Source organism: Clavibacter rahimiani (assembly GCF_052654495.1).
In genome coordinates, this window is record NZ_CP199790.1 from 1,928,332 (window position 1) to 1,955,182 (window position 26,851).

General features: G+C 71.9%; 21 protein-coding genes and 1 tRNA gene. 2 read left to right on the plus strand and 20 right to left on the minus strand.

Going from position 1 to position 26,851, the window contains the following annotated elements; genetic code table 11:
* Nucleotides 1-47: 47 nt before the first annotated feature.
* The 6 genes from uvrB to polA all read right to left on the minus strand — a co-directional run bounded on the left by uvrB (nt 48) and on the right by polA (nt 9,310).
* Nucleotides 48-2,114: an excinuclease ABC subunit UvrB gene (uvrB, locus tag ACT7CP_RS09170; protein WP_413962814.1), complete on the minus strand. Its 2,067-nt coding sequence runs from the start codon at nt 2,112-2,114 to the stop codon at nt 48-50.
* A 10-nt stretch (nt 2,115-2,124) separates the two neighbouring features.
* The gene (gene coaE / locus ACT7CP_RS09175) at nt 2,125-2,739 is read right to left on the minus strand and encodes a dephospho-CoA kinase (protein ID WP_445441984.1); all 615 of its coding nucleotides are present in this window, start codon (nt 2,737-2,739) and stop codon (nt 2,125-2,127) included.
* An 88-nt stretch (nt 2,740-2,827) separates the two neighbouring features.
* Nucleotides 2,828-4,282: a 30S ribosomal protein S1 gene (rpsA, locus tag ACT7CP_RS09180; protein ID WP_086513559.1), complete on the minus strand. Its 1,455-nt coding sequence runs from the start codon at nt 4,280-4,282 to the stop codon at nt 2,828-2,830.
* A gap of 161 nt (nt 4,283-4,443) precedes the next feature.
* Nucleotides 4,444-6,123, minus strand: coding sequence for a DUF885 domain-containing protein (locus ACT7CP_RS09185; RefSeq protein WP_445441985.1), 1,680 nt, complete (start codon nt 6,121-6,123; stop codon nt 4,444-4,446).
* On the minus strand, nt 6,120-6,578 hold the full coding sequence (locus ACT7CP_RS09190; RefSeq protein ID WP_413962811.1) for a PTS mannitol transporter subunit IIA: 459 nt from the start codon (nt 6,576-6,578) through the stop codon (nt 6,120-6,122). The genes ACT7CP_RS09185 and ACT7CP_RS09190 overlap by 4 nt, the downstream gene beginning before the upstream one ends.
* A 47-nt stretch (nt 6,579-6,625) precedes the next feature.
* Nucleotides 6,626-9,310 carry a DNA polymerase I gene (polA, locus tag ACT7CP_RS09195; RefSeq protein ID WP_445441986.1) on the minus strand — a complete coding sequence of 895 codons (2,685 nt, stop codon included), beginning with the start codon at nt 9,308-9,310 and terminating at the stop codon, nt 6,626-6,628.
* Nucleotides 9,311-9,363: 53 nt separating this feature from the next.
* Between polA and ACT7CP_RS09200 the strand changes: the two genes are divergently transcribed.
* Nucleotides 9,364-9,798, plus strand: coding sequence for a PaaI family thioesterase (locus ACT7CP_RS09200; protein WP_413962809.1), 435 nt, complete (start codon nt 9,364-9,366; stop codon nt 9,796-9,798).
* A gap of 58 nt (nt 9,799-9,856) precedes the next feature.
* On the opposite strand, the gene ACT7CP_RS09205 is transcribed toward ACT7CP_RS09200, so the two are convergent.
* Nucleotides 9,857-10,465: an ANTAR domain-containing response regulator gene (locus ACT7CP_RS09205; RefSeq protein WP_191146761.1), complete on the minus strand. Its 609-nt coding sequence runs from the start codon at nt 10,463-10,465 to the stop codon at nt 9,857-9,859.
* An 85-nt stretch (nt 10,466-10,550) separates the two neighbouring features.
* On the opposite strand from ACT7CP_RS09205, the gene ACT7CP_RS09210 reads away from it, so the two are divergent.
* Nucleotides 10,551-10,633 (plus strand) — tRNA-Leu (locus ACT7CP_RS09210).
* A gap of 93 nt (nt 10,634-10,726) precedes the next feature.
* On the opposite strand, the gene pyk is transcribed toward ACT7CP_RS09210, so the two are convergent.
* The 13 genes from pyk to hisG all read right to left on the minus strand — a co-directional run bounded on the left by pyk (nt 10,727) and on the right by hisG (nt 26,847).
* Nucleotides 10,727-12,172 carry a pyruvate kinase gene (gene pyk, locus ACT7CP_RS09215; protein WP_307500936.1) on the minus strand — a complete coding sequence of 482 codons (1,446 nt, stop codon included), beginning with the start codon at nt 12,170-12,172 and terminating at the stop codon, nt 10,727-10,729.
* Nucleotides 12,173-12,252: 80 nt separating this feature from the next.
* The gene (locus ACT7CP_RS09220) at nt 12,253-13,710 is read right to left on the minus strand and encodes a glutamate synthase subunit beta (RefSeq protein WP_413962808.1); all 1,458 of its coding nucleotides are present in this window, start codon (nt 13,708-13,710) and stop codon (nt 12,253-12,255) included.
* Nucleotides 13,703-18,277, minus strand: a complete 4,575-nt coding sequence (gltB, locus tag ACT7CP_RS09225; protein ID WP_445441987.1) for a glutamate synthase large subunit — start codon at nt 18,275-18,277, stop codon at nt 13,703-13,705. The genes ACT7CP_RS09220 and gltB overlap by 8 nt, the downstream gene beginning before the upstream one ends.
* 104 nt (nt 18,278-18,381) lie before the next feature.
* Entirely contained in the window at nt 18,382-19,404 is a 1,023-nt protein-coding gene (gene lgt / locus ACT7CP_RS09230) for a prolipoprotein diacylglyceryl transferase (protein ID WP_445441988.1), read from the minus strand.
* A gap of 71 nt (nt 19,405-19,475) precedes the next feature.
* Nucleotides 19,476-20,294, minus strand: coding sequence for a tryptophan synthase subunit alpha (gene trpA / locus ACT7CP_RS09235; protein WP_307500933.1), 819 nt, complete (start codon nt 20,292-20,294; stop codon nt 19,476-19,478).
* Nucleotides 20,291-21,505 carry a tryptophan synthase subunit beta gene (gene trpB / locus ACT7CP_RS09240; RefSeq protein WP_413962804.1) on the minus strand — a complete coding sequence of 405 codons (1,215 nt, stop codon included), beginning with the start codon at nt 21,503-21,505 and terminating at the stop codon, nt 20,291-20,293. Before trpB ends, trpA begins: the two co-directional genes overlap by 4 nt.
* On the minus strand, nt 21,502-22,278 hold the full coding sequence (gene trpC / locus ACT7CP_RS09245; RefSeq protein WP_445441989.1) for an indole-3-glycerol phosphate synthase TrpC: 777 nt from the start codon (nt 22,276-22,278) through the stop codon (nt 21,502-21,504). Before trpC ends, trpB begins: the two co-directional genes overlap by 4 nt.
* Nucleotides 22,279-22,515 (minus strand): DUF6704 family protein, encoded by a 237-nt coding sequence (locus ACT7CP_RS09250; RefSeq protein ID WP_413962802.1) that lies wholly within the window; start codon nt 22,513-22,515, stop codon nt 22,279-22,281.
* Between the two features lie 40 nt (nt 22,516-22,555).
* Entirely contained in the window at nt 22,556-23,269 is a 714-nt protein-coding gene (locus ACT7CP_RS09255) for a Trp biosynthesis-associated membrane protein (protein ID WP_445441990.1), read from the minus strand.
* Nucleotides 23,269-24,825 (minus strand): anthranilate synthase component I, encoded by a 1,557-nt coding sequence (locus tag ACT7CP_RS09260; protein ID WP_445441991.1) that lies wholly within the window; start codon nt 24,823-24,825, stop codon nt 23,269-23,271. Before ACT7CP_RS09260 ends, ACT7CP_RS09255 begins: the two co-directional genes overlap by 1 nt.
* Nucleotides 24,822-25,220 (minus strand): phosphoribosyl-AMP cyclohydrolase, encoded by a 399-nt coding sequence (hisI, locus tag ACT7CP_RS09265; RefSeq protein ID WP_445441992.1) that lies wholly within the window; start codon nt 25,218-25,220, stop codon nt 24,822-24,824. The genes ACT7CP_RS09260 and hisI overlap by 4 nt, the downstream gene beginning before the upstream one ends.
* On the minus strand, nt 25,217-26,005 hold the full coding sequence (gene hisF, locus ACT7CP_RS09270; RefSeq protein WP_445441993.1) for an imidazole glycerol phosphate synthase subunit HisF: 789 nt from the start codon (nt 26,003-26,005) through the stop codon (nt 25,217-25,219). Before hisF ends, hisI begins: the two co-directional genes overlap by 4 nt.
* 2 nt (nt 26,006-26,007) lie before the next feature.
* Nucleotides 26,008-26,847, minus strand: a complete 840-nt coding sequence (gene hisG, locus ACT7CP_RS09275; protein WP_445441994.1) for an ATP phosphoribosyltransferase — start codon at nt 26,845-26,847, stop codon at nt 26,008-26,010.
* Nucleotides 26,848-26,851: the final 4 nt, after the last annotated feature.

The window sequence follows — 26,851 nt, forward strand, 5'->3', positions numbered from 1 at the left end:
GGCCTCCGGCGGCGCGCTCCCCCGCTCCCCCGCTCCCCCGCTCCACCTCAGGACAGGTGCCCGGCCTTCTCCATCTGACGCAGCTCGCGCTTGAGGTCGCCCAGCTCGTCGCGGAGGCGCGCCGCCAGCTCGAACTTGAGCTCGCCCGCGGCCTGCAGCATCTGGTCGTTGAGGTCGGAGATGATCGTCTCCAGCTCGTTCGCGCCGGCCGCCGCCTTGCCCTCGCGGCGGAGGTTCGGCGTAGGCGACCGCTTGCCGCCGCCGCGCCCCTCGAGCATCTTCTTCGTGTCCTCGCCCTCGCGCGCCAGGATCTCGGTGATGTCGGCGATGCGCTTCCGCAGCGGCGTCGGGTCGATGCCGTGCTCGGTGTTGTAGGCCACCTGCCGCTCGCGGCGGCGGTCGGTCTCGTCGATGGCGCGCTTCATGCTGTCGGTGAGCACGTCGGCGTACATGTGCACCTCGCCCGAGACGTTGCGCGCCGCGCGGCCGATGGTCTGGATGAGCGACGTGGACGACCGGAGGAAGCCCTCCTTGTCGGCGTCGAGGATCGCGACGAGCGACACCTCCGGCAGGTCGAGGCCCTCGCGCAGGAGGTTGATGCCGACGAGGACGTCGTAGACGCCGGCGCGCAGCTCGGAGAGCAGCTCCACCCGGCGGAGCGTGTCGACGTCCGAGTGCAGGTAGCGCACGCGCACGCCCGCCTCGGCGAAGTAGTCGGTGAGCTCCTCGGCCATCTTCTTCGTGAGGGTGGTGACGAGGATGCGCTCGTCCTTCTCGACGCGGATGCGGATCTGCTCGAGGAGGTCGTCGATCTGGCCCTTGGTGGGCTTGACCACGATGGCCGGGTCGATGAGGCCGGTCGGGCGGATGATCTGCTCCACCACGCCGTCGCCCATGCCGAGCTCGTACTTGCCGGGCGTGGCCGACATGTAGACGGTCTGGCCGACGCGCTCGGTGAACTCGTTCCACTTCAGCGGCCGGTTGTCGAGGGCGCTCGGCAGGCGGAAGCCGTGCTCCACGAGCGTGCGCTTGCGCGACGAGTCGCCCTCGAACATGGCGCCGATCTGCGGGACGGTGACGTGCGACTCGTCGATGACGACCAGGAAGTCGTCCGGGAAGTAGTCGAGCAGGCAGTGCGGCGCCTCGCCGGGCGAGCGCCCGTCGATGTGGCGCGAGTAGTTCTCGATGCCCGAGCAGAAGCCGATCTGCTGCATCATCTCGATGTCGAAGTTGGTGCGCATGCGCAGCCGCTGGGCCTCCAGCAGCTTGCCCTCGCGCTCGAGCACCGCGAGCCGCTCCTCCAGCTCCTGCTGGATGGTGCCGATGGCCCGCTGCATGACCTCGGTCTCGGCCACGTAGTGCGACCCGGGGAAGACGGAGACCGAGTCCATCTTGCGGACCACGTCGCCCGTGAGCGGGTGCAGCGTGTAGAGCGCCTCGATCTCGTCGCCGAACATCTCGATGCGGATGGCCAGCTCCTCGTACATCGGGATGATCTCGATGGTGTCGCCGCGCACGCGGAAGTTGCCGCGCGAGAAGTCGACGTCGTTGCGCTGGTACTGCATGGAGACGAACTTGCGGATGAGCGTGTCCCGGTTGATCTGCATGCCGACCTGGAGCGCGATCATGGCGTTCATGTACTGCTCGGGCTGGCCGAGGCCGTAGATGCAGGAGACGGTGCTGACCACCACGACATCACGCCGGCTGAGCAGCGAGTTGGTGGTGGAGTGGCGGAGGCGCTCGACCTCGGCGTTGACCGACGAGTCCTTCTCGATGAAGGTGTCCGTCTGCGGGACGTACGCCTCGGGCTGGTAGTAGTCGTAGTACGAGACGAAGTACTCGACCGCGTTGTCCGGCATGAGCTCGCGGAACTCGGTGGCCAGCTGCGCGGCCAGGGTCTTGTTGTGCGCCAGGATCAGCGTCGGCCGCTGCACCTTCTCGATGAGCCAGGCGGCCGTCGCCGACTTGCCGGTGCCGGTGGCACCGAGGAGGACGACGTCGGGTTCGCCGGCGTTGACGCGGCCGGCCAGCTCGGCGATGGCCGTGGGCTGGTCGCCGCTCGGGGAGTACTCGCTGACGACCTTGAACGGGCGCACGGACCGGGTGGGCTGCATGCTCTCGAGTCTACGAGCGGCCCCCGACACCGCCGGACATGTTCGCCCAGAGCCGATCCGTCTGCGCGAGCGTGCTCGCGAGCGACTCCCCCGAGTCGATGACGTCGTCGGCGATCCGGAGCCGGTCCTCGTCCGCGGCCTGGGACGCGATGCGGCGCTCGGCCTCCTCGCGGGCCATGCCGCGGAGCTCCACCAGACGGCGGATCCGCTCCTCGCGCGGCGCGTGGACCACGATGATCCGCTCGAACTCGTCCACTCGGCCGGACTCGACGAGGAGCGGGATGTCGTACACGACGACCGCGTCGGGATCCGCCTCCCCCGCCTCGGCGATCCGGCGCGCGGACAGGGCGCGGACGGCGGGATGGGTGATGGCCTCGAGGTCGCGACGGGCGTCCGGGTCCTGGAACACGATCGCGCCGAGGGCCGGCCGGTCGAGCGTGCCGTCGGCGGCGATGACCCCGGACCCGAAGCGCCGCGCGATCTCCGCCAGCGCCGGCGTGCCGGGCTCGACGACCTCGCGGGCGAGCCGGTCGGCGTCGATGCGCACCGCCCCGAGCTCCGCCAGCCGGTCGGCCACCACCGTCTTGCCCGCGGCGATGCCGCCCGTCAGTCCGATCACGCGCATGGATCCAGCCTAGGCGGGCGGCTCCCCCGGGAACGACGGAGGCGGCCCTCCCGGAAGGGAGAGCCGCCTCGTCGTGGTGCGGGTGGGACTACTTCGAGCTGGACAGCTTCTCGCGCAGGGCGGCGAGGCTCTCGTCGTCCGCCAGCGTGCCGGCGCCCGTCGAGTCGCTCGTGAAGCCGGGGCCGGCGGACGTGATGCCCGTGTCGGCCGCCTCGGCCTCGGCTGCTGCCGCGACCTGCTTCTTGTGGGCCTCCCAGCGGGCCTGAGCGGCGGCGTACTGCTGCTCCCAGGTCTCGCGCTGGGCCTCGAAGCCCTCCTTCCACTCGTTGGTCTCCGGGTCGAAGCCCTCGGGGTACTTGTAGTTCCCCTGGTCGTCGTACTCGGTGAGCATGCCGTAGAGGGCGGGGTCGAACTCGGTGCCCTCGGGGTCGACGCCGTCGTTGGCCTGCTTGAGGCTCAGCGAGATGCGGCGACGCTCGAGGTCGATGTCGATGACCTTGACGAACACCTCGTCGCCGACGGACACGACCTGCTCCGCGAGCTCGACGTGCTTGCCGGACAGCTCCGAGATGTGCACGAGGCCCTCGATGCCCTCGGCCACGCGGACGAACGCACCGAACGGCACCAGCTTGGTGACCTTCCCGGGCGCGACCTGGCCGATGGCGTGCGTGCGGGCGAAGACCTGCCACGGGTCCTCCTGCGTCGCCTTGAGCGACAGCGAGACGCGCTCGCGGTCCAGGTCGACCTCGAGGATCTCGACGGTCACCTCCTGGCCCACCTCGACGACCTCGCTGGCGTGCTCGATGTGCTTCCAACTGAGCTCGGAGACGTGCACGAGGCCGTCGACGCCGCCCAGGTCCACGAACGCACCGAAGTTGACGATCGAGGAGACCACACCCTTGCGGACCTGGCCCTTCTGGAGGTTGTTGAGGAACGTGCTGCGGCTCTCGGACTGCGTCTGCTCGAGGAGCGCACGGCGCGACAGGACCACGTTGTTGCGGTTCTTGTCGAGCTCGAGGATCTTCGCCTCGATCTCCTGGCCGAGGTACGGCGTGAGGTCGCGGACGCGGCGCAGCTCGATGAGCGAGGCCGGGAGGAAGCCGCGGAGGCCGATGTCCACGATGAGGCCGCCCTTGACGACCTCGATGACGGTGCCGGTGACGACGCCGTCGGACTCCTTGATCTTCTCCACGTCGCCCCACGCACGCTCGTACTGCGCGCGCTTCTTCGACAGGATCAGACGGCCTTCCTTGTCCTCCTTCTGGAGGACGAGGGCCTCGACGGTGTCGCCGACCTTGACGACCTCCGTGGGGTCGACGTCGTGCTTGATGGACAGCTCACGCGAGGGGATGACGCCCTCGGTCTTGTAGCCGACGTCGATCAGGACCTCGTCCCGATCGATCTTCACGACGGTGCCCTCGATGAGGTCCCCGTCGTTGAAGAACTTCAGTGTCTTCTCGACCGCGGCGAGGAAGTCCTCAGCAGATCCGATGTCGTTGATCGCGACCTGCTTGGGCGCCTTGTCGGTCGTTGCGATTGTCATGTAGTTAGTGCTCCAGGATGGGCATGAATAAGGCCGCTGGCGCGGACCCGCGCGGGTACCGGTCGAGCGGCGGACGGATGGGTCGTCGCAGAACTGCGACAGTCGATCTTAGACCCGGCCCGGGAGGCGCGACAACCGCGCCGCGCGAGCCGGGACGGGGATCAGCGGAGGACAGCGGCGCGCAGGGTGTCGAGGCCGACGCCGCCGACGTCGAGCGCACGGCGGTGGAACTCGCGGACGTCGAACGCGTCGCCCTCCCGGCGGCGCGTCTCGTCGCGGAGGTCCTCCCAGATGCGCTGGCCCACCTTGTAGGACGGGGCCTGGCCCGGCCAGCCGAGGTAGCGGTTGACCTCGAAGCGCACGAACGACGGATCCATGTTCACGTTGCGGCCCATGAAGTCGAACGCGTACTCCGCGTCCCACACGGCGTCGCCGTCGGGCACGCGCTTGCCGAGGTGCACGCCGATGTCGAGCACGACGCGGGCGGCGCGCATGCGCTGGCCGTCGAGCATGCCGAGGCGGTCGGCCGGGTCGTCGAGGTAGCCGAGCTCCTGCATGAGGCGCTCGGCGTAGAGCGCCCAGCCCTCCGCGTGGCCGGACGTGCCGGCGAAGCGGCGCCAGGTGTTGAGCTCGGCCTTGTTGTAGGTGGCCTGCGCGATCTGCAGGTGGTGGCCGGGGACGCCCTCGTGGTACACGGTGGTGAGCTCGCGCCAGGTGTCGAACTCGGTCACGCCCTCGGGCACCGACCACCACATGCGGCCGGGACGGCTGAAGTCGTCCGCGGGGCCGGAGTAGTAGATGCCGCCCTCCTGCGTGGGGGCGATCATGCACTCGAGCGCGCGGATCTCCTCGGGGATGTCGAAGTGCGTGCGGCCGAGCTCCTCGACGGCACGGTCGCTCGTCTCCTGCATCCAGGCGCGGAGGGCGTCGGTGCCGTGGAGCTTGCGGGACGCGTCGCCGTCGAGGTGCGCGATGGCCTCCAGCACGCTCGCGCCGGGGAGGATCTCGCGGGCGATGGACTCCTGCTCCTCCACCATGCGCGCCAGCTCGCCGACGCCCCACTCGTACGTCTCGTCGAGGTCGACCTCGGCGCCGAGGAAGGAGCGCGACCGGAGGGCGTACTGCTCGCGGCCCACGGCGTCCGCCTCGCGGCCGGCGGGCTCGAGCTCCGAGCCGAGGAAGCCGGCGAGGCGCTCGTAGGCGGCGCGGGCCTCCTCGGCGCGCGCGCCGAGGTCCCGACGGAGCGAGGCGGGCAGCTCGCCGGAGTCGGGCCGGGCGTCCTCGGCGAAGGAGCGGAAGAAGCCGTCGGGTGCCGCCTGGCGCTCGACCTGGCCGAGCACCTCGCGGATCTGGCGCCGGGCCGGCGTCTGGCCGCGGCGCACGCCCTCGCGCAGCGTCTCGATGTAGCCGTCGACCGCGCCGGCGACGTTGCCGAGGCGGGTGGCGAGGTGCGACCAGTCGTCCTCGGTCGCGGTGGGCGAGATGTCGAAGACGTCGCGGATGCCCTGCGCGGGCGATGCGATGACGTTGAGGTCGGAGAGGTGGACGCCGGCGACGTGCATCTCGACGTCGAGCTGGAGCTCGCGCGTGAGGTCCATGCGCGTGACCTCGTCGACCGCGTCGACGGGCGTCGCCCCGTCGAGCTGCCGGATGACCTCCCGCGCCGCCTCCGCGTGCGCCGCGTGGCCCGCGGGCGAGTGGTCGCCGTACTCCCCCTCGCGCCCCGGACGGCCGAGGTACACACGCTCCTCGGGGTGCAGGTCGAGCGAGGCGTCGATCCACCCCTCGGCGATGCGGTCGATTTCCGTCTGCGGTCGGGGGGCCTTCGGCGTCGTCGTCATCCCTCGACCGTACCGGCTCCCAGGAGCGCCCGGACGGTCGCGGGATCGGTGGCGCCGCGCAGCTGCTCGGCGCGCACGGGGTCGAGGAGGATCTCCGCGAGCCGGGACAGCAGGGCGATGTGGCCGCCGCCCGTGGCCGCGATCCCGATGACGATGCGGACGTCGTGCCCATCCCAGTCGACGCCGTCGGGGAGGCGCAGGACGCTGATCGCGTCCGCCGTCACGAGGTCGCGCCCCGCGGCGAACGAGCCGTGCGGCACCGCGACGCCCTCCCCGACGAACGTGGACACCGAGCGCTCGCGCTCGACCATGGCGTCCACGTAGCCGGGCTCCACCGCGCCGGACGCGACGAGCGCCTCGCCGGCCTGCCGGATGGCGGCCTCGCGGTCGTCGGCGCGCGCGTCGAGCCGGATGGACCCGTCCGCGAGGAGGTCCGAGAGTCGTGCGTTCGTCATGCGCTGGTGCTCCTCGTGCTGGGGGTGGATGGGGCCGGCGCCGCCGGTCAGTGGGCGGCCGCGGCCCACGAGTCGCCGCGGCCCACCTGGACCTCGAGCGGCACCCGGAGGTCGGCCGCGTGCGCCATGCGGTCGGTGACGATCTCCTCGAGCGCGTCCCACTCGCCCGCGGCGACCTCGAGGATGAGCTCGTCGTGCACCTGCAGCAGCATGCGCGAGGCCATGCCGCGCGCGCGCATGTCGGCCTCGATGCGGATCATCGCGATCTTCATGATGTCGGCGGCCGACCCCTGGATGGGCGCGTTGAGGGCGGCGCGCTCGGCGTTGTCGCGGAGCACGCGGTTGGGGCTCGTGAGGTCGGGGAAAGGCCGGCGGCGACCGAAGATGGTCTCCGTGTACCCGGCGGCGCGCGCCTCCTCCACCACCTGGCGGAGGTAGTCGCGCACGGAGCCGAAGCGCGCGAAGTAGTCGGTCATGAGCTGCTTCGCCTCGGACGACGGGATGCGCAGCTGCTTCGAGAGCCCGAACGCGCTCAACCCGTACGCGAGCCCGTAGCTCATGGCCTTGACCTTGGTGCGCATCTCGGGGCTCACGTCCGCGGGCTCGACGCCGAAGATGCGGGAGCCGACGAACCGGTGCAGGTCCTCCCCCGCCGCGAACGCCTCGATGAGGCCCTCGTCGCCCGAGAGGTGCGCCATGATCCGCATCTCGATCTGCGAGTAGTCGGCCGTGAGCAGCGTCTCGTACCCCTCGCCCACCCGGATGGCGCTGCGGATGCGGCGGCCCTCCTCGGTGCGGACGGGGATGTTCTGCAGGTTCGGGTCGTTGGAGGAGATGCGGCCGGTGGTCGTGCCGGTCTGCACGTACGTGGTGTGGATCCGCTCGTCGTCGCCGATGCCGCGCTCGAGCGTCTGGATGATCTGGCGCAGCTTGCTCGCGTCGCGGTGCTCGAGGAGCAGGTCGAGGAACGGGTGCGGGTTCGACGCCTGCAGGTCGGCGAGGGCGCCCGCGTCCGTGGAGAAGCCCGTCTTGTTCGCGCGCGTCTTCGGCATGCCGAGCTGGTCGAAGAGGACCTCCTGCAGCTGCTTGGGCGAGCCGAGGTTGATCTCCTTGCCGATCTCGGCGAAGGCGCGCTCGGCGAGGTCGGTGATGCGCTCCAGCAGCTGCGCCGACAGCTCGGCGAGCCCGGCCCGGTCGGTCGCGACGCCGCGCAGCTCCATCTCGACGAGGACGAGGAGCGTGGGCATCTCGATGTCGACGAGCACCCCGAGGGTCCGCTCGTCGAGCACCTCGCGGAGCGCGTGCTCGACGCGCAGCGTGTACCAGGCCTCGACGGGCGCCGTGAGCGCCTCCGTCTCGGGCACGAGCTGGTTGGCGTCGGGCTCGGGCAGGTCCTCCAGCAGGTAGCGGCTGACGAGCGCGGCGAGCGTCTTGTCGGTGAACCCCGGCCGGAGGAGCCAGCCGGCGACCAGCACGTCGAAGGCGAGCCCGGAGAACGCGAGGCCGGCGCGGCGCATGGCCTTCACCTGCACCTTGGCGTCCGACATGATCTTGGGCGCGTCGCTCGCGAGCCACCGCTCGAAGGGCGCGTAGTCGGCGCGGCCCTCCTGCCACGGCAGGGTGACCGCCTCGGTCGCGCTCGCGAGGCCGAAGCCGACGGGCTTCCCGTCCTGCGTCTCGACCGTGAGGCCGAGGCCGTGCGGCGAGGCGGCGCTCTGCGTGCGGATCCACTTCTCCAGCTCCTCGTCGAGGAGCTGCTGCGCCTTCGGGGCGGCGGGCGCCGTGGACGGCTCCTGCTCGAGGGCGCCGACGGGCGTGCCCTCGCTCGACGCGGAGGCGCCGGATCCCTCGAGCTTCAGCACGCGCTCGAGCAGCTGCTTGAACTCGAGCACCGCGAACACCTCGCGGAGCGCCGGTTCGTCGATGGGCTTGCGCTCGAGGTCCGCCGGGCCGAGGGGCAGCTCCACGTCGGTGAGGAGGCGGTTGAGGCGGCGGTTGCGGAGGACGTTCTCGTACTGCGCGCGGAGGTTGTCGCCGACCTTGCCAGTGATCTCGTCCCGGTGCTCGATGACGGCGTCGAGCGAGCCGAACTGGTTCAGCCACTTCACCGCGGTCTTCGGGCCGACCTTGTCCACGCCGATGAGGTTGTCGCTCGTCTCCCCCACGAGGGCGGCGATGTCCGGGTACATCTCGGGCTGCACCCCGTACTTCTCGAACACCTTCTCGGCGTCGTAGCGGGTGAGCTGCGAGACGCCCTGCGTGGACGGGTAGAGCAGCGTGACGTCGTCGTTGACGAGCTGGATGGCGTCGCGGTCGCCCGAGACGACGAGCACCCGGAAGCCCTGCTCGCGGCCCTGCGTGGCGAGCGTCGCGAGGATGTCGTCCGCCTCGTGGTCCTCCTTGGTGAGGGTGGGGATGTTCATGGTCTTCAGCGCCCGCTCGAGCAGCGGCACCTGGCCCGTGAACTCCGCCGGCGTCTCGCCGCGCGTGCCCTTGTACTCCGGGTACTCGCGCGTGCGGAACGAGAAGCGCGAGATGTCGAACGCGACGCCGACGTGCGTGGGCTTCTCCTTCTGCAGGAGGTTGATGAGCATCGCGATGAAGCCGTGCACGGCGTTCGTGTGCTGCCCCTCGCGGTTCTGGAAGCTCTCCGCCGGCAGGGCGTAGAAGGCCCGGAACGCCAGGGAATGGCCGTCGATGACGAGGAGGGTAGGCTTTTCCGTGTTCGGCACGGGTCCACCCTATAGAGGGCTCCCGACCTCGGACCCGGCCACGGAGGATCCCCATGACCCAGCCCGCACCCGAGGACGAGACCCCGGACCGCCGGCTCCGGCAGCCCCAGGACGTGGGCGCGCTCGCCGAGAAGATGGGCATCGTCTTCCAGGAGCTCAGCCCCGAGCGCGCGGTCGCCACCATGCCGGCCGAGGGCAACACGCAGCCCTACGGCGTCGTGCACGGCGGCGCCTACGTGGTGCTCGCGGAGTCGCTCGGGTCCATGGCCGCGAACGTCCACGCGGGCCCCGACCGCGTGGCCTTCGGCATCGAGCTCAACGCGAGCCACACGCGGAGCGCGTCATCCGGCACGGTCACGGGCACCTGCACGGCGATCCACCTCGGCGGCACGCTGACGACGCACGAGATCGTGCTGACCGACGACGAGGGCCGACGTCTCTCCACGGTGCGCATCACGAACATCATCCGCGAGCGCGCACGGCGCTGACGGGATCCGCGGGGCGAGCGGCCCGCCCGACGACAGGCGGGACGTCGCGTCGCGGCGGCTAGGACTTCTTGGCGCTCAGCTGCTCGATGATGGCCTGGGCCACGTCGTGCATGGTGAGGCGGCGGTCCATGGACGCCTTCTGGATCCAGCGGAACGCCTCGGGCTCGGTGAGCCCCATCTTCTCGTTGAGCAGGCCCTTGGCCCGGTCGACGAGCTTGCGGGTCTCGAAGCGCTCGACGAGGTCGGACACCTCGGCCTCGAGCGTGATGATCTGGGCGTAGCGGGCCAGTGCGATCTCGATCGCGGGCAGCAGGTCGTTCGGCGTGAACGGCTTGACGACGTAGGCCAGGGCCCCTGCCTCGCCCGCGCGCTCCACGAGCTCCTTCTGGCTGAAGGCCGTGAGGAGGACGACGGGCGCGATGTGGTTGCGGTTCAGCCGCTCGGCCGCGGAGATGCCGTCGAGCTGGGGCATCTTCACGTCCATGATGACGAGGTCCGGACGCAGCTCCGTGGCCAGCGCGACGGCGGTCTCACCGTCCCCGGCCTCGCCGACGACCTCGAAGCCGTTGTCGCGGAGGGTCTCGACGATGTCCAGGCGGATGAGCGACTCGTCCTCGGCGACGACGACACGGCGGGGGGCTGCGGGGGCTGTTTCCTGGTCACTCACGGATAGGAGCCTACGGTATCGTCGGGCGGGCCGGTGCGCGGCGGATCCGCGGGATGCCCGCCGGACCGCGGTCGCACCGAGGTGCGCCGGATTGGCGGAATGGCAGACGCGGGGCACTCAAAATGCTCTGTCCGTGAGGGCGTGTGGGTTCGAGTCCCACATCCGGCACCGGTCCGCGAGGACATGCGAGAGGGCGGGCGACCCACGTGGTCGCCCGCCCTCTCTCGTGCTCCCGCGGGGGCGATGCCCCGCGGTGGTGCGCTACTTCTCGTACGCGGGAGCCGCCTCGTTCACGGCGTCGCCGACGACGTGGACGCGCAGCTCGTTCGTCGAGCCCGCGATGCCGGGAGGGGACCCGGCGATGACGACGACCTTCTGGCCGACCTCGGCGAGGCCCTCCGCGAGGAGGACGTCGTCGACCTGGTGGAACATCTGGTCGGTGTGCGTGACCGGCTCGACGAGGTAGGACTGCACGCCCCACGACAGCGCGAGGCGACGGCGGATGCCCTCGTTCGGCGTGAACGCGAGGATCGGGATGCCGTTGCGCAGGCGCGTCATGCGGCGGACGGAGTCGCCCGACTCGGTGAAGACGCAGAGGAACTTCGCCTCGACGAACTCGGCGACCTCGGCGGCCGCGAGCGTGATGGCGCCGCCCTGCGTGAAGGGGCGCGAGCCGAGCGCGGGGATGCGCTCCAGCCCGTGCTCCTCGGTGGACTCGATGATGCGCGCCATCGTCTTCACGGTGACGACGGGGAACTCGCCCACGCTCGTCTCGCCGCTCAGCATGAGCGCGTCGGCGCCGTCGAGGACGGCGTTGGCGCAGTCGGAGGCCTCGGCGCGCGTCGGGCGCGGGCTCGTGATCATCGACTCGAGCATCTGCGTGGCCACGATGACGGGCTTCGCCTTGCGGCGGGCGAGCTCGACGGCGCGCTTCTGCACGATCGGCACCGCCTCGAGCGGCAGCTCGACGCCGAGGTCGCCGCGGGCGACCATGATCGCGTCGAACGCGTCGACGATCTCCTCGAGCGCGTCGACGGCCTGCGGCTTCTCGACCTTGGCGACGACGGGGACGCGGCGGCCCTCCTCGTCCATGATCTCGTGCACGCGGACGATGTCGGACGCGTCGCGCACGAAGCTCAGGGCGATGAGGTCGGCGCCGAGGCGGAGGCCCCAGCGGAGATCCGCCTCGTCCTTCTCCGAGAGGGCGGGCACGTTGACCGCGACGCCCGGGAGGTTGATGCCCTTGTTGTTGCTGACCGTGCCGGCCACCTCGACCGTGGTCGTGACGCGGGTGCCGTCGGTGGAGACCACGCGGAGCGTGACCTTGCCGTCGTCGATGAGGAGCGGGTCGCCCGCCTTCACGTCGCCCGGCAGGCCCTTGTAGGTGGTGGAGCAGATGTCCTTCGTGCCGAGGATGTCCTCGACGGTGATGACGAACGTGTCGCCGAAGGCCAGGTCGTGCGGGCCGTCGGAGAACTTGCCGAGGCGGATCTTCGGGCCCTGCAGGTCGACGAGGACCGCGACCGCGCGACCCGCGTCGTCGGCGGCCTTCCGGATGGTGGAGTAGATGCCCTCGTGGACGTCGTAGGTGCCGTGGCTCAGGTTCATCCGGGCCACGTCCACGCCGGCGTCGATGATGGCGCGGATGCTCTCATAGGAGCTGGTCGCGGGCCCGAGGGTCGCGACGATCTTCGCTCGTCTGGTCATGCTCTGTCTGTCTCGCGTTTCTGCGTCGCACACGGACGCGGTTCGGGTGAGCGGCCGCGCACGCGTGCGCGGCGGCCGGGTCAGATGGAGAGAGCGCGGTCCGTGGGACGGACCGGGAACGGGAGCTCCGTGTCCCCCTCAAGGTACCGGTCGACGGCGGACGCCGCTGAACGCCCCTCGGCGATGGCCCAGACGATGAGCGACTGCCCGCGACCCGCGTCGCCGGCGACGAACACGCCGGGCTGGTCGGTCTGGTAGTCCTCGTCGCGCGCCACGTTGCCGCGGTCGTCGAAGGGCACCGCGAGCTGCGACTCCAGGGCGTCCTTCTCGGGTCCCGTGAAGCCGAGCGCGAGCAGCACGAGGTCGGCGGGGATCTCCCGCTCGGTGCCCGACTTGGGGACGCGGCGGCCGTCGCGGAACTCGGTCTCGGCGACGCGGACGGCGCGCACGTGCCCGTCGTCGTCCTTCAGGAACTCGACCGTGGACGCGAGGTAGTGGCGCTCGCCGCCCTCCTCGTGCGCGCTCGACACCTCGAAGAGGGTCGGGTACGTCGGCCACGGCTGGTTCGCCTGGCGCTCCGACGGCGGCTGCTGGCCGATGGCGAGGTTGGTGACGGAGGCCGCCTTCTGGCGGTGGGCCGTGCCGATGCAGTCCGCGCCGGTGTCGCCGCCGCCGAGGACGACGACGTGCTTGCCCTCCGCGTGGATCTGCCCGGGCACCTGGTCGCCGGCGGTCGCGTGGTTCGACTGGCGCAGGTAGTCCATGGCGAAGTGGACGCCGTCGACGTCGCGACCCGGGATGTCGAGGTCGCGGGGCACGAGCGCGCCCGTGCAGACGACGACCGCGTCGTAGCGGAGGCGCAGGTCGGACCAGGTGATGTCCGTGCCGATGTCGACGCCCGCGCGGAAGCGCGTGCCCTCGGCGGTCATCTGCGCGAGGCGCGCCTCGAGGTGGCGCTTCTCCATCTTGAAGTCGGGGATGCCGTAGCGCAGCAGGCCGCCGATGCGGTCGTCGCGCTCGAACACCGCGACCGTGTGGCCGGCGCGCGTGAGCTGCTGGGCGGCGGCGAGGCCGGCGGGACCGGATCCCACGACCGCCACGGTCTTGCCCGTGAGGCGCTCGGGCGGGTGCGGCTCGACCCAGCCGTTCTGGAAGGCGTCGTCGATGATCGACACCTCGACCTGCTTGATGGTCACGGGCGGCTGGTTGATGCCGAGCACGCACGAGCTCTCGCAGGGCGCGGGGCACAGCCGTCCCGTGAACTCCGGGAAGTTGTTCGTCGCGTGCAGGCGCTCGATCGCCTGGCGGCCCTCGCCGCGCCACGTGAGGTCGTTCCACTCCGGGATGAGGTTGCCGAGGGGGCAGCCCTGGTGGCAGAACGGGATGCCGCAGTCCATGCACCGGCCGGCCTGGCGCACGAGCTCGCCGCGCTCCTGCTGCTCGTACACCTCCTTCCAGTCCATGAGCCGGACCGAGACGGGTCGGCGCTTGGGGAGCTCGCGCTCCGTCACCTTGAGGAAGCCCTTGGGGTCAGCCACCGGTCACCTCCAGGATGCGCTTCCAGGCGACGTCGCCGTCGGGGTCGATGCCCTCGTCCACCGCGGTCTGGCGGGTGGCGAGGACGGCCGCGTAGTCCCGCGGCAGGATCTTGGTGAAGCGTTCCATGGAGGTCTCCGGGTCGGCGAGCAGGCGCTCGGCCACGGTCGAGCCGGTCTCGGCGAGGTGCCGGCGGAGCAGGTCGAGCACGATCTCCGCGTCGGCGCTGCCGAGGGGGTGGAGCTCGAGCTCGCCCGACGCGAGCGCGTCGGTGTTGATGCGGTCGCGGTCGAGGTCGATCACGTAGGCGGTGCCGCCCGACATGCCCGCGCCGATGTTCCGGCCGGTGCCGCCGAGCACGAGCGCGAGTCCGCCCGTCATGTACTCGAGGGCGTGGTCGCCCACGGCCTCGACGACCGCGGTCGCGCCGGAGTTGCGGACGAGGAACCGCTCCCCCACCATGCCGCGGATGAACATGGTGCCCTGGGTGGCGCCGTAGCCGATGACGTTGCCCGCGATGACGTTCTCCTCCGCGGGGAAGCCGGCCCTCGCGTCGGGGCGGACGACGATGTCGCCGCCCGACAGGCCCTTGCCCAGGTAGTCGTTGCTGTCGCCGACGAGGCGCAGCGTGATCCCCGCGGGCATGAACGCGCCGAAGGACTGGCCGGCCGAGCCGCGCAGCGTGACGTCGATGGATCCCGCCGGCAGCCCGTCCTCGCCGTGGCCCTTGGTGACCAGGTGGCCGAGCATCGTGCCGACCGCGCGCGCCGTGTTCCGCACGGGCAGGTCGATCTCCACGCGGCCGCCGTGGTCGAGCACGTCGCGGCTCAGGCGGATGAGCTCGTTGTCGAAGTGGTCCTCGAGCTCGTGGTCCTGCGATCGGGCGTGCTTCATCGGCTCGCCCTCCGCGAAGGTCGGGCCCACGAGGATCGGCGAGAGGTCGAGGCCCGACGCCTTCCAGTGGTCGACCGCGTCCTCGACGCCCAGCAGGTCGTTGCGGCCGACGATCTCGTCGAGCGAGCGGTAGCCGAGCGCCGCGAGGTGCTCGCGCACCTCCTGCGCGATGAACTCGAAGAAGTTGACGACGTGGTCCGCCTTGCCGGGGAAGCGCTTGCGCAGCTCCGGGTTCTGCGTGGCGACGCCGACGGGGCAGGTGTCGAGGTGGCAGACGCGCATCATGATGCAGCCCGAGACCACCAGCGGCGCCGTCGCGAAGCCGAACTCCTCGGCCCCGAGCAGCGCGCCGACGATGACGTCGCGGCCGGACTTCATCTGCCCGTCGACCTGCACGACCACGCGGTCGCGCATGCCGTTGAGGCGGAGGGTCTGCTGCGTCTCGGCGAGGCCCAGCTCCCACGGGGTGCCCGCGTGCTTGAGCGAGTTGACCGGGCTCGCGCCCGTGCCGCCGTCGTGGCCGGAGACCAGGATCACGTCGCTCAGCGCCTTCGCGACGCCCGCCGCGACCGCGCCGATGCCCGACTGGCTGACGAGCTTCGTGTGGATCCGGGCGGACGGGTTCGCGCGCTTGAGGTCGAAGATCAGCTGCTTGAGGTCCTCGATCGAGTAGATGTCGTGGTGCGGCGGCGGCGAGATGAGGCCGACGCCCGCGGTCGCGTGGCGCGTGCGGGCCACCCACGGGTACACCTTGCCGGGCGGCAGCTGCCCGCCCTCGCCGGGCTTGGCGCCCTGCGCGAGCTTGATCTGGATGTCGTCGGCGTGCGTCAGGTACATGCTCGTGACGCCGAAGCGCCCGGACGCGACCTGCTTGATGGCGCTGCGGCGCTCGGGGTCGAGCAGGCGCTCCACGTTCTCGCCGCCCTCGCCCGTGTTCGACTTCGCGCCGAGGCGGTTCATCGCGATCGCGAGCGTCTCGTGCGCCTCCTCGGAGATCGAGCCGTAGCTCATCGCGCCCGTGGAGAAGCGCTTGACGATGTCGGAGATGGACTCCACCTCGTCGAGCGGCACCGCGGGGCGCGTGCCGGTCCTGAGGTGGAACATGCCGCGCAGCGTCATGAGGTCCTTCGACTGGGCGTCGACCATGGACGTGTACTCGCGGAAGATGTCGTACCGGCGCATGCGGGTGGCGTGCTGCAGCCGGAAGATCGTGTCCGGGTTGAAGAGGTGCGGGGACCCGTCGCGGCGCCACTGGTACTCGCCGCCCGTCTGCAGGCGCTCGTGCGAGAGCACGGCGCCGTCGGTCGGGTAGGCGCTGCGGTGGCGCGCGGCGTTCTCGGCCGCGATGACGTCGATGCCGACGCCGCCGAGGCGCGTGGTGGTGCCCGAGAAGTACTGGTCCACCAGCTCCTGGGAGAGGCCGACCGCCTCGAAGCACTGCGCGCCGGCATACGACGCCACCGTGGAGATGCCCATCTTGGACATGATCTTCAGCACGCCCTTGCCGAGCCCCTTGATGAGGTTCCGCGTGGCCTTCTCCGGCGTCACGCCCGTGAGCATGCCGTTGCGGACGAGCTCCTCGCACGACTCCATGGCGAGGTACGGGTTGACCGCCGAGGCGCCGTAGCCGATGAGCAGCGCGATGTGGTGCACCTCGCGCACGTCGCCCGCCTCGACCACGAGGCCGACCTTCATGCGGGTCTGCTTGCGGATGAGGTGGTGGTGCACAGCCGCGATCATGAGGAGCGACGGGATGGGCGCGAGGTCGCGGTTGGAGTCGCGGTCCGAGAGCACGATGAACTGCGCGCCGTGCTCGATCGCGCGGTCGACCTGCTCGCACATGGCGTCGATGCGCCTCTGCATGGCGAGCGGGCCGTCGTCGACGCGGTAGAGGCCGCTCACCATCGTGGTGGTGCGGCTCCCGGGGCGGTGGTCGATGTGGATGACCTTCGCGAGCTCGTCGTTGTCGATGACCGGGAAGTCGAGCACGACCTGCTTGGTGTGCTCGGGGCCGGCGTCGAGGAGGTTCCGCTGCGGGCCGAGGCCCTGGCGGAGGCTGGTGACGACCTCCTCGCGGATGGAGTCGAGCGGCGGGTTCGTGACCTGCGCGAACTGCTGCGTGAAGTAGTCGAACAGCAGGCGCGGGCGCTGCGAGAGCACGGCGATGGGCGTGTCCGACCCCATGGCGCCGAGGGGCTCGGCGCCGACCTTCGCCATGGGCATGAGGAGCATCCGCACCTCCTCCTCGGTGTAGCCGAAGGTGCGCTGGCGGCGGACGACGGACGCGGGGGTGTGCACGATGTGCTCGCGCTCCGGCAGGTCCTGGAGGTGGATGCGGTTCTCGAGCCACTCGCCCCACGGCGCGCTGGCCGCGAGCTGGGACTTGATCTCGTCGTCCTCGATGATGCGGCCGGCCTCGGTGTCGACGAGGAACATCTTCCCGGGGCGCAGGCGGCCCTTGCGCGCGATGCGCGCCGGGTCGATCTCGAGCACGCCGATCTCGCTGCCGAGCACCACCAGCCCGTCGTGCGTGACGAGGTAGCGGCCGGGGCGCAGGCCGTTCCGGTCGAGCGTGGCGCCGACGAGCGTGCCGTCGGTGAACGTGAGCGCGGCGGGGCCGTCCCACGGCTCCATGACCATGGAGTGGTACTCGTAGAAGTCGCGGCGGACGGGGTCGATGTCCGTCTGCTTCTCCCACGCCTCGGGGACCATCATCATCATCGCGTGCGGGAGGCTGCGACCGCTGAGGCTGAGGAGCTCCAGCACCTCGTCGAAGGACGCGGAGTCGCTCGCGCCGGGCGTGACGATGGGCAGCAGCGGGGAGAGGTCGCCGAGCAGCTCCGACTCCAGCTGGGACTGGCGGGCGCGCATCCAGTTGCGGTTGCCCGCGACCGTGTTGATCTCGCCGTTGTGCGCCATCATCCGCAGCGGCTGCGCGAGCGGCCACGACGGGAACGTGTTCGTCGAGTAGCGGGAGTGCACGATGGCGAGCTTGGAGGCGAAGCGCTCGTCGGAGAGGTCCGGGTAGAAGGGCTCCAGCTGGAGCGTCGTCACCATGCCCTTGTAGACGAGCGTGCGCGAGGACAGCGAGATGAAGTAGGCGCCGAGCTCCCGCTCCGCGCGCTTGCGGAGGCGGAAGGCCAGGCGGTCGAGGACGAGGCCCGCGGGGCGCTCGGCGGAGGACTCCGGGGCGTCCGAGGCGAGGAAGAGCTGGCGGAACGCGGGCATGGCCTTGCGCGCCAGGTTGCCGAGGTGGGCCGCGTCGACCGGCACCTCGCGCCAGCCGAGCACGCGCAGGCGCTCGTCGCCCGCGAGGCGCTCGATGCCCGCCTGGAGCTCCTCGCGCTCCGCGTCGTCCGTGGGGAGGAACGCCATGCCGACGGCGTACTCCCCCACGGGCGGCAGGTCGAAGCCGACGACGCCGCGGAGGAACTCGTCCGGGATCTGCGTCATGATGCCGGCGCCGTCGCCGGTGCCCGCGTCGGAGCCGATGGCCCCGCGGTGCTCGAGGTTCCGGAGCGCGTCGAGCGCGTTCACGATGATGTCGTGGCCGGGGGTGCCGCGCAGGGTGGCCACCATGGCCAGGCCGCACGCGTCCTTCTCGAACGCGGGGTCGTAGAGGCCCTGCTTCGCGGGGAACGCGCCGCCGGGAGGGGAGGTGGAGGAGAACGCCATGGGAACCGTCCTAGGTGCACTGCGGAGGGACGACGCTGGCCCTGTGGTGGGGACCGCCTCGCAGGAGCAGGAGGCGGTGACCGCGGGGGTGCCCGCGCTGGGGACTAGGCGCCGCGTCCGCTTGTGGCGGGGAGAGCGTGGGAGTCCGACCCGGTGGATGCCCGATCGGCGTCGCCGTCGGTGAAATCCGAATCCGTGTACACCGATGCTACCTCGCCGTCGCGGCCCGCCTTCGCACGCCCGCTCACGGACTCAGGGGTTCGGCCCGGCAGGTACGGCCCGGGCTCGCTGCCGACGTGGCGGCGGGTCTGCACGAGGAACAGGACGAGGCCGATCGCGACGGCGAGGAACGCGGCCCACACGTTGGTGCGGATGCCGAGGATGATCTCGCTCGGGTCGATGCGGATGGACTCGAACACCATGCGCCCGAGGCCGTACCACATGAGGTAGACGGCGAGGCCGCGACCCCACTGCAGTCGGACCGCGCGGCCGAGGCCGATGATGAGGATGGCGCCCGCCACGTTCCAGACGATCTCGTACAGGAAGGTGGGGTGGAAGAGCGTGCCGGCGGGAAGACCTGCCGGGAAGGCGGCGTTGGTCGGGTCGACCTCGAGTCCCCACGGGAGCGTCGTCGGGGTGCCGAACAGCTCCTGGTTGAAGTAGTTGCCCATGCGACCGGCGGCCTGGGCGAGGAGCAGGCCGGGGGCGAGCGCGTCGGCGAAGGTCCAGAAGCGGACGCCCGTCCACTTGGAGCCGAGCCACACGCCCACGGCGCCGCCGATGAGGGCGCCGAAGATGGCGATGCCGCCCTCCCACACGAAGAGCACGCGCCAGAGGTTCGCGCCGTCGTAGAAGTAGTCGCCCGGGTGGGTGAGCACATGGAACGCGCGGGCGCCGATGATGCCGAGGACGAGCGCGCACAGCGTGAAGTCGATGGTCACCCATCGCTCCGCCCCGCGCTTGGTGAGCCGGTGGTTCGTGACGAACGCGGCGACGACGATGCCGATGAGGATGCACACGGCGTACGCGTGGATGACGAAGGTGAGCGGGAGGTCGATGCCGAAGCCCTGGAGCCACGCCGTGACGTCGAACCGGGTGTCGGACGGATCCGGGCTGGGGATGCTCATCGGGGCGTACAACGGATGGCGCTCACTTTCGCAGGGGGATCGGCGGGCGCGGCGGGACCGCGGGCCGGGGGCTACTGTAGCGCGGTTCCCCGCGCGAGATCGGCCGCGGCGCGGGCCACGCCGGGGACGCCGCCGTCGGCCAGGGCGGCCACGAGCGCGGATCCCACGATGGCCCCGTCGGCGTAGCCGAGGACCTCGCGCACCTGGTCGCCCGTGGAGATGCCGATGCCCACGCACGCGCTCGTGGAGCCCGCGTCCCGGAGGCGCGACACGAGCCCGCGGGCCGCCTGGTCGACGTCCTGGCGCGCGCCCGTGATGCCCATGGTGGAGACCGCGTACACGAAGCCGCGGCTGCGCTCGACGGCCTGGTGCAGGCGCGCCTCGCTCGACGACGGCGCCGCGAGGAACACGCGGTCGAGGCCGGTGCGCTCCGAGGCCGCGAGCCAGTCGGCGCCCTCGTCCGGGATGAGGTCGGGCGTGATGAGGCCGGCGCCGCCCGCGGCGACGATGTCGTCCGCGAAGCGCTCGACGCCGTACTGCACGACCGGGTTCCAGTACGTCATGAGGAGGACGGGCGCGTCGACGCGCTGCGTGATGGCGTGCAGGGCGTCGAAGCCGTCGCGGAGGCGGAAACCCTGTGCGAGCGCCGTCTGCGTGGCCCGCTGGATGACCGGCCCGTCCATGACGGGGTCGCTGTACGGCAGGCCGAGCTCGATGACGTCGACGCCGTTCTCGACGAGCGCGACGGCGGCCTCGATGCTCGTGGCGACGTCCGGGAAGCCGACGGGCAGGTAGCCGACGAGCGCGCCGGATCCCTGCTCGCGGCGCAGCGCGATCGCGCGCTCGACGGGGCTGCCCTGGGCGGGCGCGGCGTGGGCGGCCGCGTTCACGACTGCTCCGCCCCGGCGTCGATGAGGTCGAAGTACGCGCCCGCGGTCTCCATGTCCTTGTCGCCGCGGCCGCTGAGGTTGATCAGGATGATCGACTCCGGGCCGAGCTCCTTCCCGAGCTCGAGCGCGCCGGCCAGGGCGTGCGCCGACTCGATGGCCGGGATGATGCCCTCGGTGCGGCTGAGGAGGCGGAGCGCGCTCATGGCCTGGTCGTCCGTGACGGGGCGGTACGTCGCCCGCCCGAGGTCCGACAGCCACGAGTGCTCCGGGCCCACGCCCGGGTAGTCCAGGCCGGCGGAGATCGAGTGCGAGTCGATGGTCTGGCCGTCCTCGTCCTGGAGGAGGTAGCTGCGCGCGCCGTGCAGCATGCCCGGGCGGCCCTTCGTGATGGTGGCGGCCGTGCGCGGGGTGTCCGCGCCGTCGCCGCCGGCCTCGAAGCCGTAGAGGGCGACGTCGGCGTCGTCGAGGAAGGCGTGGAAGATGCCGATGGCGTTGGACCCGCCGCCGACGCACGCGGCGACCGCGTCGGGCAGCCGCCCGGTGAGCGCGAGGACCTGCTCGCGCGCCTCCTCGCCGATGACCTTCTGCAGGTCGCGGACCATGGCCGGGAACGGGTGCGGGCCCGCGACCGTGCCGAAGACGTAGTTCGTGGTCTCGACGTTGGTGACCCAGTCGCGCATGGCGTCGTTGATGGCGTCCTTGAGCGTGCGGGAGCCCGAGCGGACCGGGATGACCTCGGCGCCGAGCAGGCGCATCCGCGCGACGTTGAGGGCCTGGCGCTCGGTGTCGACCTCGCCCATGTAGATGACGCAGTCGAGCCCGAACAGCGCAGCCGCCGTGGCGGTGGCGACGCCGTGCTGGCCCGCGCCCGTCTCGGCGATGATGCGCTTCTTGCCGATCTTCTTCGTGAGCAGCGCCTGGCCCAGCACGTTGTTGATCTTGTGCGAGCCGGTGTGGTTGAGGTCCTCGCGCTTGAGGATGATGCGGGCGCCGCCCGCGTGCTCGGCGAAGCGCGGCACCTCGGTGATGAGCGAGGGACGGCCGGTGTAGCTGCGGTGCAGCTCCCGGAGCTCCGCGATGAAGCCGGGGTCGACCTTGAGCGCGTCCCACGCCTCCGACAGCTCGTCGAGGGCCGCGACGAGCGACTCGGGCACGTAGCGCCCGCCGAACTCGCCGAAGTACGGGCCGGTCACGCTGCGGAGGTCGGTCATGGGCGGGTCTCCAGGAACTCGGACAGGGTGCGGACGGGGTCGCCCGTGACGAGGGCCTCGCCCACGAGGACGACGTCGGCGCCGGCGCGGCGGTAGTGGGCCACGTCGTCCGCGGTCTTGACCGCGGACTCGGCGATGCGGACGACGCCCGCGGGGATCGAGTCGGCGAGGCGGCCGAACAGGTCCCGGTCGAGCTCGAAGGTGGTGAGGTCCCGGGCGTTGACGCCGACGACCTGCGCGCCGAGGTCGAGCGCGCGGGACACCTCCTCGGCCGAGTGCGTCTCGACGAGGGCGGTCATGCCGAGCTCGCCGATGAGGGCGTGCAGCTCGACGAGGGTGGGCTGGTCGAGCGCGGCCACGATGAGGAGGACGAGGTCGGCGCCGGACGCGCGGGCCTCGAGCACCTGGTAGGCCTCGCCGATGAAGTCCTTGCGGAGCACGGGGATGGAGACCGTGTCGCGGACCTGCTCGAGGTCGTGCAGCGAGCCGCCGAACCTGCGGCCCTCCGTGAGGACGCTGATGGCGCTGGCGCCGCCGGTCTCGTAGCGGGAGGCGAGGAGCGCGGGGTCGGGGATCTCGGCGAGGGCGCCGCGCGAGGGGCTCGAGCGCTTGACCTCGGCGATGATCTTGACGCGGTCGGCCGGGGCGAGGGCGCTCAGCGCGTCGAGGGCCGCCGGGCGCGCGAGCGCGTCGGCCTCGACCTGGGCGAGGGGGCGCAGCTCGCGGCGGGCGGCCGCGTCCTCCAGGGCGCCGGCGAGCAGGTCGCCCAGCATCTAGGAGTGCGCCTTGGTGGGCGCCGTGCGGTGGCCGTCCACGCCGAAGCCGAGCTTCTTCATGACGCCGCCGGTGATCCAGCCGAGGAGGACGACGACCGCGGAGATCCACACGACGGGCTCGATGGCGAACCAGAACGCGATGGTGCCGACGGTGAAGCCCACGAGCATGATGACGACAGCCGTCCAGGCCGCCGGCGAGTTGCCGTGGCCGGGTTCTGCGGACTCTGTGGACATGCGTGCTCCTCGGGGGTCGTGCGGTCGGGACGGGTCGAGTCTACCGGGCGTCGCCGGGGCGGCCGTCGGCCTGGGGACGCGCGGCGGGGGCGTCCGGGCGCGTGCCGCCGGCCTCGCCGGACGGGGCGTCGGCGGGCGCGTCGTCCGCGTCGCCCGCCTCGCGGCGCGTCGGGTCCGCGCCGCCGCTCAGGCTGTCCCAGGCGGCGACGGGGTCCTCGCGCGGGACGATGCGGCGGGCCGGGACGTCGGTCGGCGCGTCGTAGCGGGAGCGGCGCGTGGGCCAGCGCGGGCCGGTGACGGCGACGAGCAGGCCCGTGAGCGCGGAGGCGATGCCCGCGGCGAGCGTGACGTGGCCCCACGGCGTCGTGGTCCAGCCGACGACGAGGTCGGCGACGGGCGCGGATCCGGCGACGCCCGTGACGGTCGTGACCGCGGCCTCGCCCGCCTGCACGGGACCGGCGACGGCCGCGAGGGCCGTGAGCGCGACCGTCGCGCCGATGAGCGCCTGCAGCACGCCGAGGACGACGCGGAGCGCGCGGCCCGCGATGGCGAGCGCGCCGGCGAGGGCGAGGCTGGAGAGCGCGAGCGCGCTGAGCGCGGGCGCCGCGACGCTGCCCGGGACGGGGACGAGCGCGGGGGCCTGCCCGCCGATGCGGAGCGTCGACCAGTCCTGCGACCAGCCGAGGAAGGTGGCGGCGCTCGTCGCGAGGACGAGCAGGAGGGCGAGCGACTTCGTGCGGCGGGTGACGCGCATCAGCGCACGCGCCGCATGGCCTCGGCGACGGCGACGGCGCGCAGCGGCGCGGCCGCCTTGTTCTGCGACTCGAGGTACTCGGCGTCGGGGTCGGAGTCGGCGACCATGCCGCCGCCGGCCTGCACGTGCGCGACGCCGTCGACGATGGTGGCCGTGCGGATCGCGATGGCGAGGTCGGCGTCGCCCGCGAAGTCGAAGTACCCCACCACTCCCCCGTACACGCCGCGCTGGGCGGGCTCGAGCTCGTCGATGATCTGCAGCGCGCGGGGCTTCGGCGCGCCCGACAACGTGCCGGCCGGGAAGGTGGCGCGGAAGACGTCGATGCTCGAGACGCCGGGCCGCAGCGTGCCCTCGACCGAGCTGACCAGGTGCATGATGTGGCTGAAGCGCTCGACGCGCATGAACTCGGTGACCTCCACGGATCCCGGGGCGCAGGCCTTCAGCATGTCGTTGCGCGCGAGGTCCACCAGCATGAGGTGCTCGGCGCGCTCCTTCGGGTCCGCGAGGAGCGACTCCTCGTGCGCGACGTCCTCCTCCACGGTGCCGCCGCGCGGGCGGGACCCGGCGATGGGGTGCATGTAGACGTGGTCGTCGGTGACCGTGACGAGCGCCTCGGGCGACGAGCCGACGATCGAGTACGGCTTGCCGTCGGCGTCCTCGAGCGTGAGGAGGTACATGTACGGGCTCGGGTTGAGCACGCGCAGGATCCGGTAGACGTCGATGGGGTCGGCCGTGGTCGGCTGGTCGAAGCGCTGCGAGACGACCACCTGGAACACGTCGCCCTCGTGGATGTGGTGCTTGCTGCGCGCGATGGACGCGTGGAAGTCGGCGGGCGCGGTGCGGAGCGTGGGCGAGGGCTGCGCCTGGAGGTCGACCTCGGCGAGGAACGTCTCGGCGGGGCGCGCGAGGTCGGCCTGCATGCGGTCGAGGCGCGCCTGCGCGTCGGCCCACATGGCGTCCTCGTCGTCGACGCCGTCGTTGAGGGCCGTGGCCACGAGGGTCACGGTGCCGCGGCGGTGGTCGAGGACGGCGAGCTCGGACACGAAGGACAGGGCCTGGCCGGGGACGGGCACCTCGGCCGGCGGGCGGTCCGGGAGGCGCTCGATCTGGCGCACGGCCTCCCAGCCGATGAAGCCGACGAGGCCGCCGGTGAGGGGCGGCAGGCCGGGGATCCGCGGCGTCTCCCAGCGCGCGTAGAGCGCGGCGAGGGCGGCCAGCGGGCCGTCGGGCGCGTCGTCGCCCAGGGCGCGTCGCTCGTCGAGGCCGTAGTCGAGCCAGCGCGCGGAGTCGCCGTGCTGCGTCAGCACGCCGAACGACGAGACGCCGACGAAGGAGAAGCGGGTCCAGATGCCGCCCTGGCCGGCGGACTCGAGCAGGAAGCTGCCCGGGCGACCGGCGGTGAGCTTGCGGTGGACGCCCACGGGGGTCTCGCCGTCGGCGAAGACCTCGCGGAGCACGGGGATGACCCGGTGGTCGGTCGCGAGGGCGCGGAAGCCCTCGCGCGTGGTGGTGCCGGGAGCGGGGGCGGACGACGCGGCGCGCGGGGTCGTGGTCATGCGAGGGGCCCTTCGTCGGCGGCGGGGCACACGGCCGTGACGGGGTGGAGGTGGTCGGCGTCGAAGCACGTGCGCGTGCCGGTGTGGCACGCCACTCCTACCTGGTCGACCTGGACGAGGACCGTGTCGCCGTCGCAGTCGAGGGCCGCGTCGCGGACGTACTGGGCGTGGCCGGAGGTGTCGCCCTTCCGCCAGTACTCCCGACGGGAGCGGGACCAGAAGGTGACGCGCCCGGTGGTGAGCGTGCGGCGGAGGGCCTCCCGGTCCATGTAGCCGAGCATGAGCACCTCGCGCGTGTCGTGCTGCTGGATCACGGCGGGCAGCAGCCCGTCGTCGGCGAAGGAGGCGCGGGCGAGGATCCCGTCCACGTCGGGGAGGGCGACGGAGCCGCTCATCGTCGGACCACCTGACCGGCGTCCCGCAGGGCGCCCTTGACGTCGCCGATCGTGAACCGGCGGGAGTGGAAGACGCTCGCGGCGAGCACGGCGTCGGCACCGGCCTCGATGGCGGGCGCGAAGTGGTCGAGCTCGCCCGCGCCGCCCGAGGCGATGACGGGCACGCGGCTCGCGGCGCGCATCGCGGCCACGAGCTCGAGGTCGAAGCCGTCGCGCGTGCCGTCGGCGTCGATGGAGTTGACGAGCAGCTCGCCCGCGCCGCGCTCCACGGCCTCGCGGGCCCAGGCGACGGCGTCGATGCTCGTGCGGGTGCGGCCGCCGTGCGTGGTGACGACGAAGCCGGACTCCGTGTCGCCGCGGGTCACGTCGAGCGAGAGCACGCAGACCTGCGCGCCGAAGCGGTCGGCGATCTCGCCCACGAGGTCGGGTCGGGCGATGGCCGCGCTGTTGACGCCGATCTTGTCGGCGCCGCTCGCGAGGAGGCGGGCGACGTCGTCGGCGCTGCGCACTCCCCCGCCCACGGTCAGCGGGATGAAGACCTGCTCGGCGGTCGCGCTGACGACGTCGTACATGGTCGAGCGGTCCTCGACCGTGGCGGTGACGTCGAGGAAGGTGAGCTCGTCGGCGCCCTGCTCGTAGTAGAGGCGCGCCAGCTCGACGGGGTCGCCCGCATCCTGCAGGTCGAGGAAGTTGACGCCCTTGACGACGCGGCCGGCGGCCACGTCGAGGCACGGTATGACGCGGACGGCGAGCTCCGCGGCGGGACGGTCCGATGCGGCGGCCACGGTCAGATCCTGGCGGCGTGGATCGGGCTGACGAGGATGGCGCGCGCGCCGACCTCGTGCAGGCGGTCCATGATCTGGTTCGTGTCGTCGCGCGGCACCATCGAGCGCACGGCGACCCAGGCGGGGTCCTGCAGCGGCGAGATGGTGGGCGACTCGATGCCGGGCGTGATGGCGGTCGCGGCGTCGAGCAGGTCGAGCGGCACGTCGTAGTCCATGAGCACGTAGCGGCGCGCGACGAGCACGCCCTCGAGGCGCCGCAGCAGCGTGGACGCGCCGGGCTTCTCCTCGGATCCCGAGATGAGCACGGCGGTGGAGCGCAGGATCACGGGGCCGAAGATCTCGAGCCCGGCCTTGCGCAGCGTGGTGCCGGTCTCGACCACGTCGGCGATCGCGTCGGCGACCCCGAGCTGGATGGCCGACTCGACCGCGCCGTCGAGGCGGATGAGCTGCGCCTCGACGCCGTGCTCCCGGAGGAAGCCGCCGACGAGGACGGGGTAGCTGGTGGCGATGCGGACGCCCGCGAGGTCGGCCAGGTCCGCGAAGCGGCCGACGGGGCCGGCGAAGCGGAACGTGGACCCCGCGAAGCCGAGCTCGGCGGTCTCGGTCGCGTCGGACGACGAGTCGATGAGGAGGTCGCGGCCCGTGATGCCGACGTCGAGCGCGCCGGAACCGACGTAGGTCGCGATGTCGCGCGGGCGGAGGTAGAAGAACTCGACGTCGTTGCGCGCGTCGAGGACGTAGAGCTCCTTCGGGTCACGACGGCCGGCGTACCCGGCCTCCGCGAGCATCTGGGCGGCGGTCTCGGCGAGCGAGCCCTTGTTGGGCACGGCGACACGGAGCATGGGG

What these genes read in the sequence shown, in the direction of transcription:
- uvrB (WP_413962814.1), bottom strand. Translation starts at nt 2,114, where the DNA reads ATGCAGCCCACCCGGTCCGTGCGCCCGTTCAAGGTCGTCAGCGAGTAC.
- coaE (WP_445441984.1), bottom strand. Translation starts at nt 2,739, where the DNA reads ATGCGCGTGATCGGACTGACGGGCGGCATCGCCGCGGGCAAGACGGTG.
- rpsA (WP_086513559.1), bottom strand. Translation starts at nt 4,282, where the DNA reads ATGACAATCGCAACGACCGACAAGGCGCCCAAGCAGGTCGCGATCAAC.
- ACT7CP_RS09185 (WP_445441985.1), bottom strand. Translation starts at nt 6,123, where the DNA reads ATGACGACGACGCCGAAGGCCCCCCGACCGCAGACGGAAATCGACCGC.
- ACT7CP_RS09190 (WP_413962811.1), bottom strand. Translation starts at nt 6,578, where the DNA reads ATGACGAACGCACGACTCTCGGACCTCCTCGCGGACGGGTCCATCCGG.
- ACT7CP_RS09200 (WP_413962809.1), top strand. Translation starts at nt 9,364, where the DNA reads ATGACCCAGCCCGCACCCGAGGACGAGACCCCGGACCGCCGGCTCCGG.
- pyk (WP_307500936.1), bottom strand. Translation starts at nt 12,172, where the DNA reads ATGACCAGACGAGCGAAGATCGTCGCGACCCTCGGGCCCGCGACCAGC.
- gltB (WP_445441987.1), bottom strand. Translation starts at nt 18,277, where the DNA reads ATGGCGTTCTCCTCCACCTCCCCTCCCGGCGGCGCGTTCCCCGCGAAG.
- lgt (WP_445441988.1), bottom strand. Translation starts at nt 19,404, where the DNA reads ATGAGCATCCCCAGCCCGGATCCGTCCGACACCCGGTTCGACGTCACG.
- trpB (WP_413962804.1), bottom strand. Translation starts at nt 21,505, where the DNA reads ATGACCGACCTCCGCAGCGTGACCGGCCCGTACTTCGGCGAGTTCGGC.
- trpC (WP_445441989.1), bottom strand. Translation starts at nt 22,278, where the DNA reads ATGCTGGGCGACCTGCTCGCCGGCGCCCTGGAGGACGCGGCCGCCCGC.
- ACT7CP_RS09250 (WP_413962802.1), bottom strand. Translation starts at nt 22,515, where the DNA reads ATGTCCACAGAGTCCGCAGAACCCGGCCACGGCAACTCGCCGGCGGCC.
- ACT7CP_RS09255 (WP_445441990.1), bottom strand. Translation starts at nt 23,269, where the DNA reads ATGCGCGTCACCCGCCGCACGAAGTCGCTCGCCCTCCTGCTCGTCCTC.
- ACT7CP_RS09260 (WP_445441991.1), bottom strand. Translation starts at nt 24,825, where the DNA reads ATGACCACGACCCCGCGCGCCGCGTCGTCCGCCCCCGCTCCCGGCACC.
- hisI (WP_445441992.1), bottom strand. Translation starts at nt 25,220, where the DNA reads ATGAGCGGCTCCGTCGCCCTCCCCGACGTGGACGGGATCCTCGCCCGC.
- hisG (WP_445441994.1), bottom strand. Translation starts at nt 26,847, where the DNA reads ATGCTCCGTGTCGCCGTGCCCAACAAGGGCTCGCTCGCCGAGACCGCC.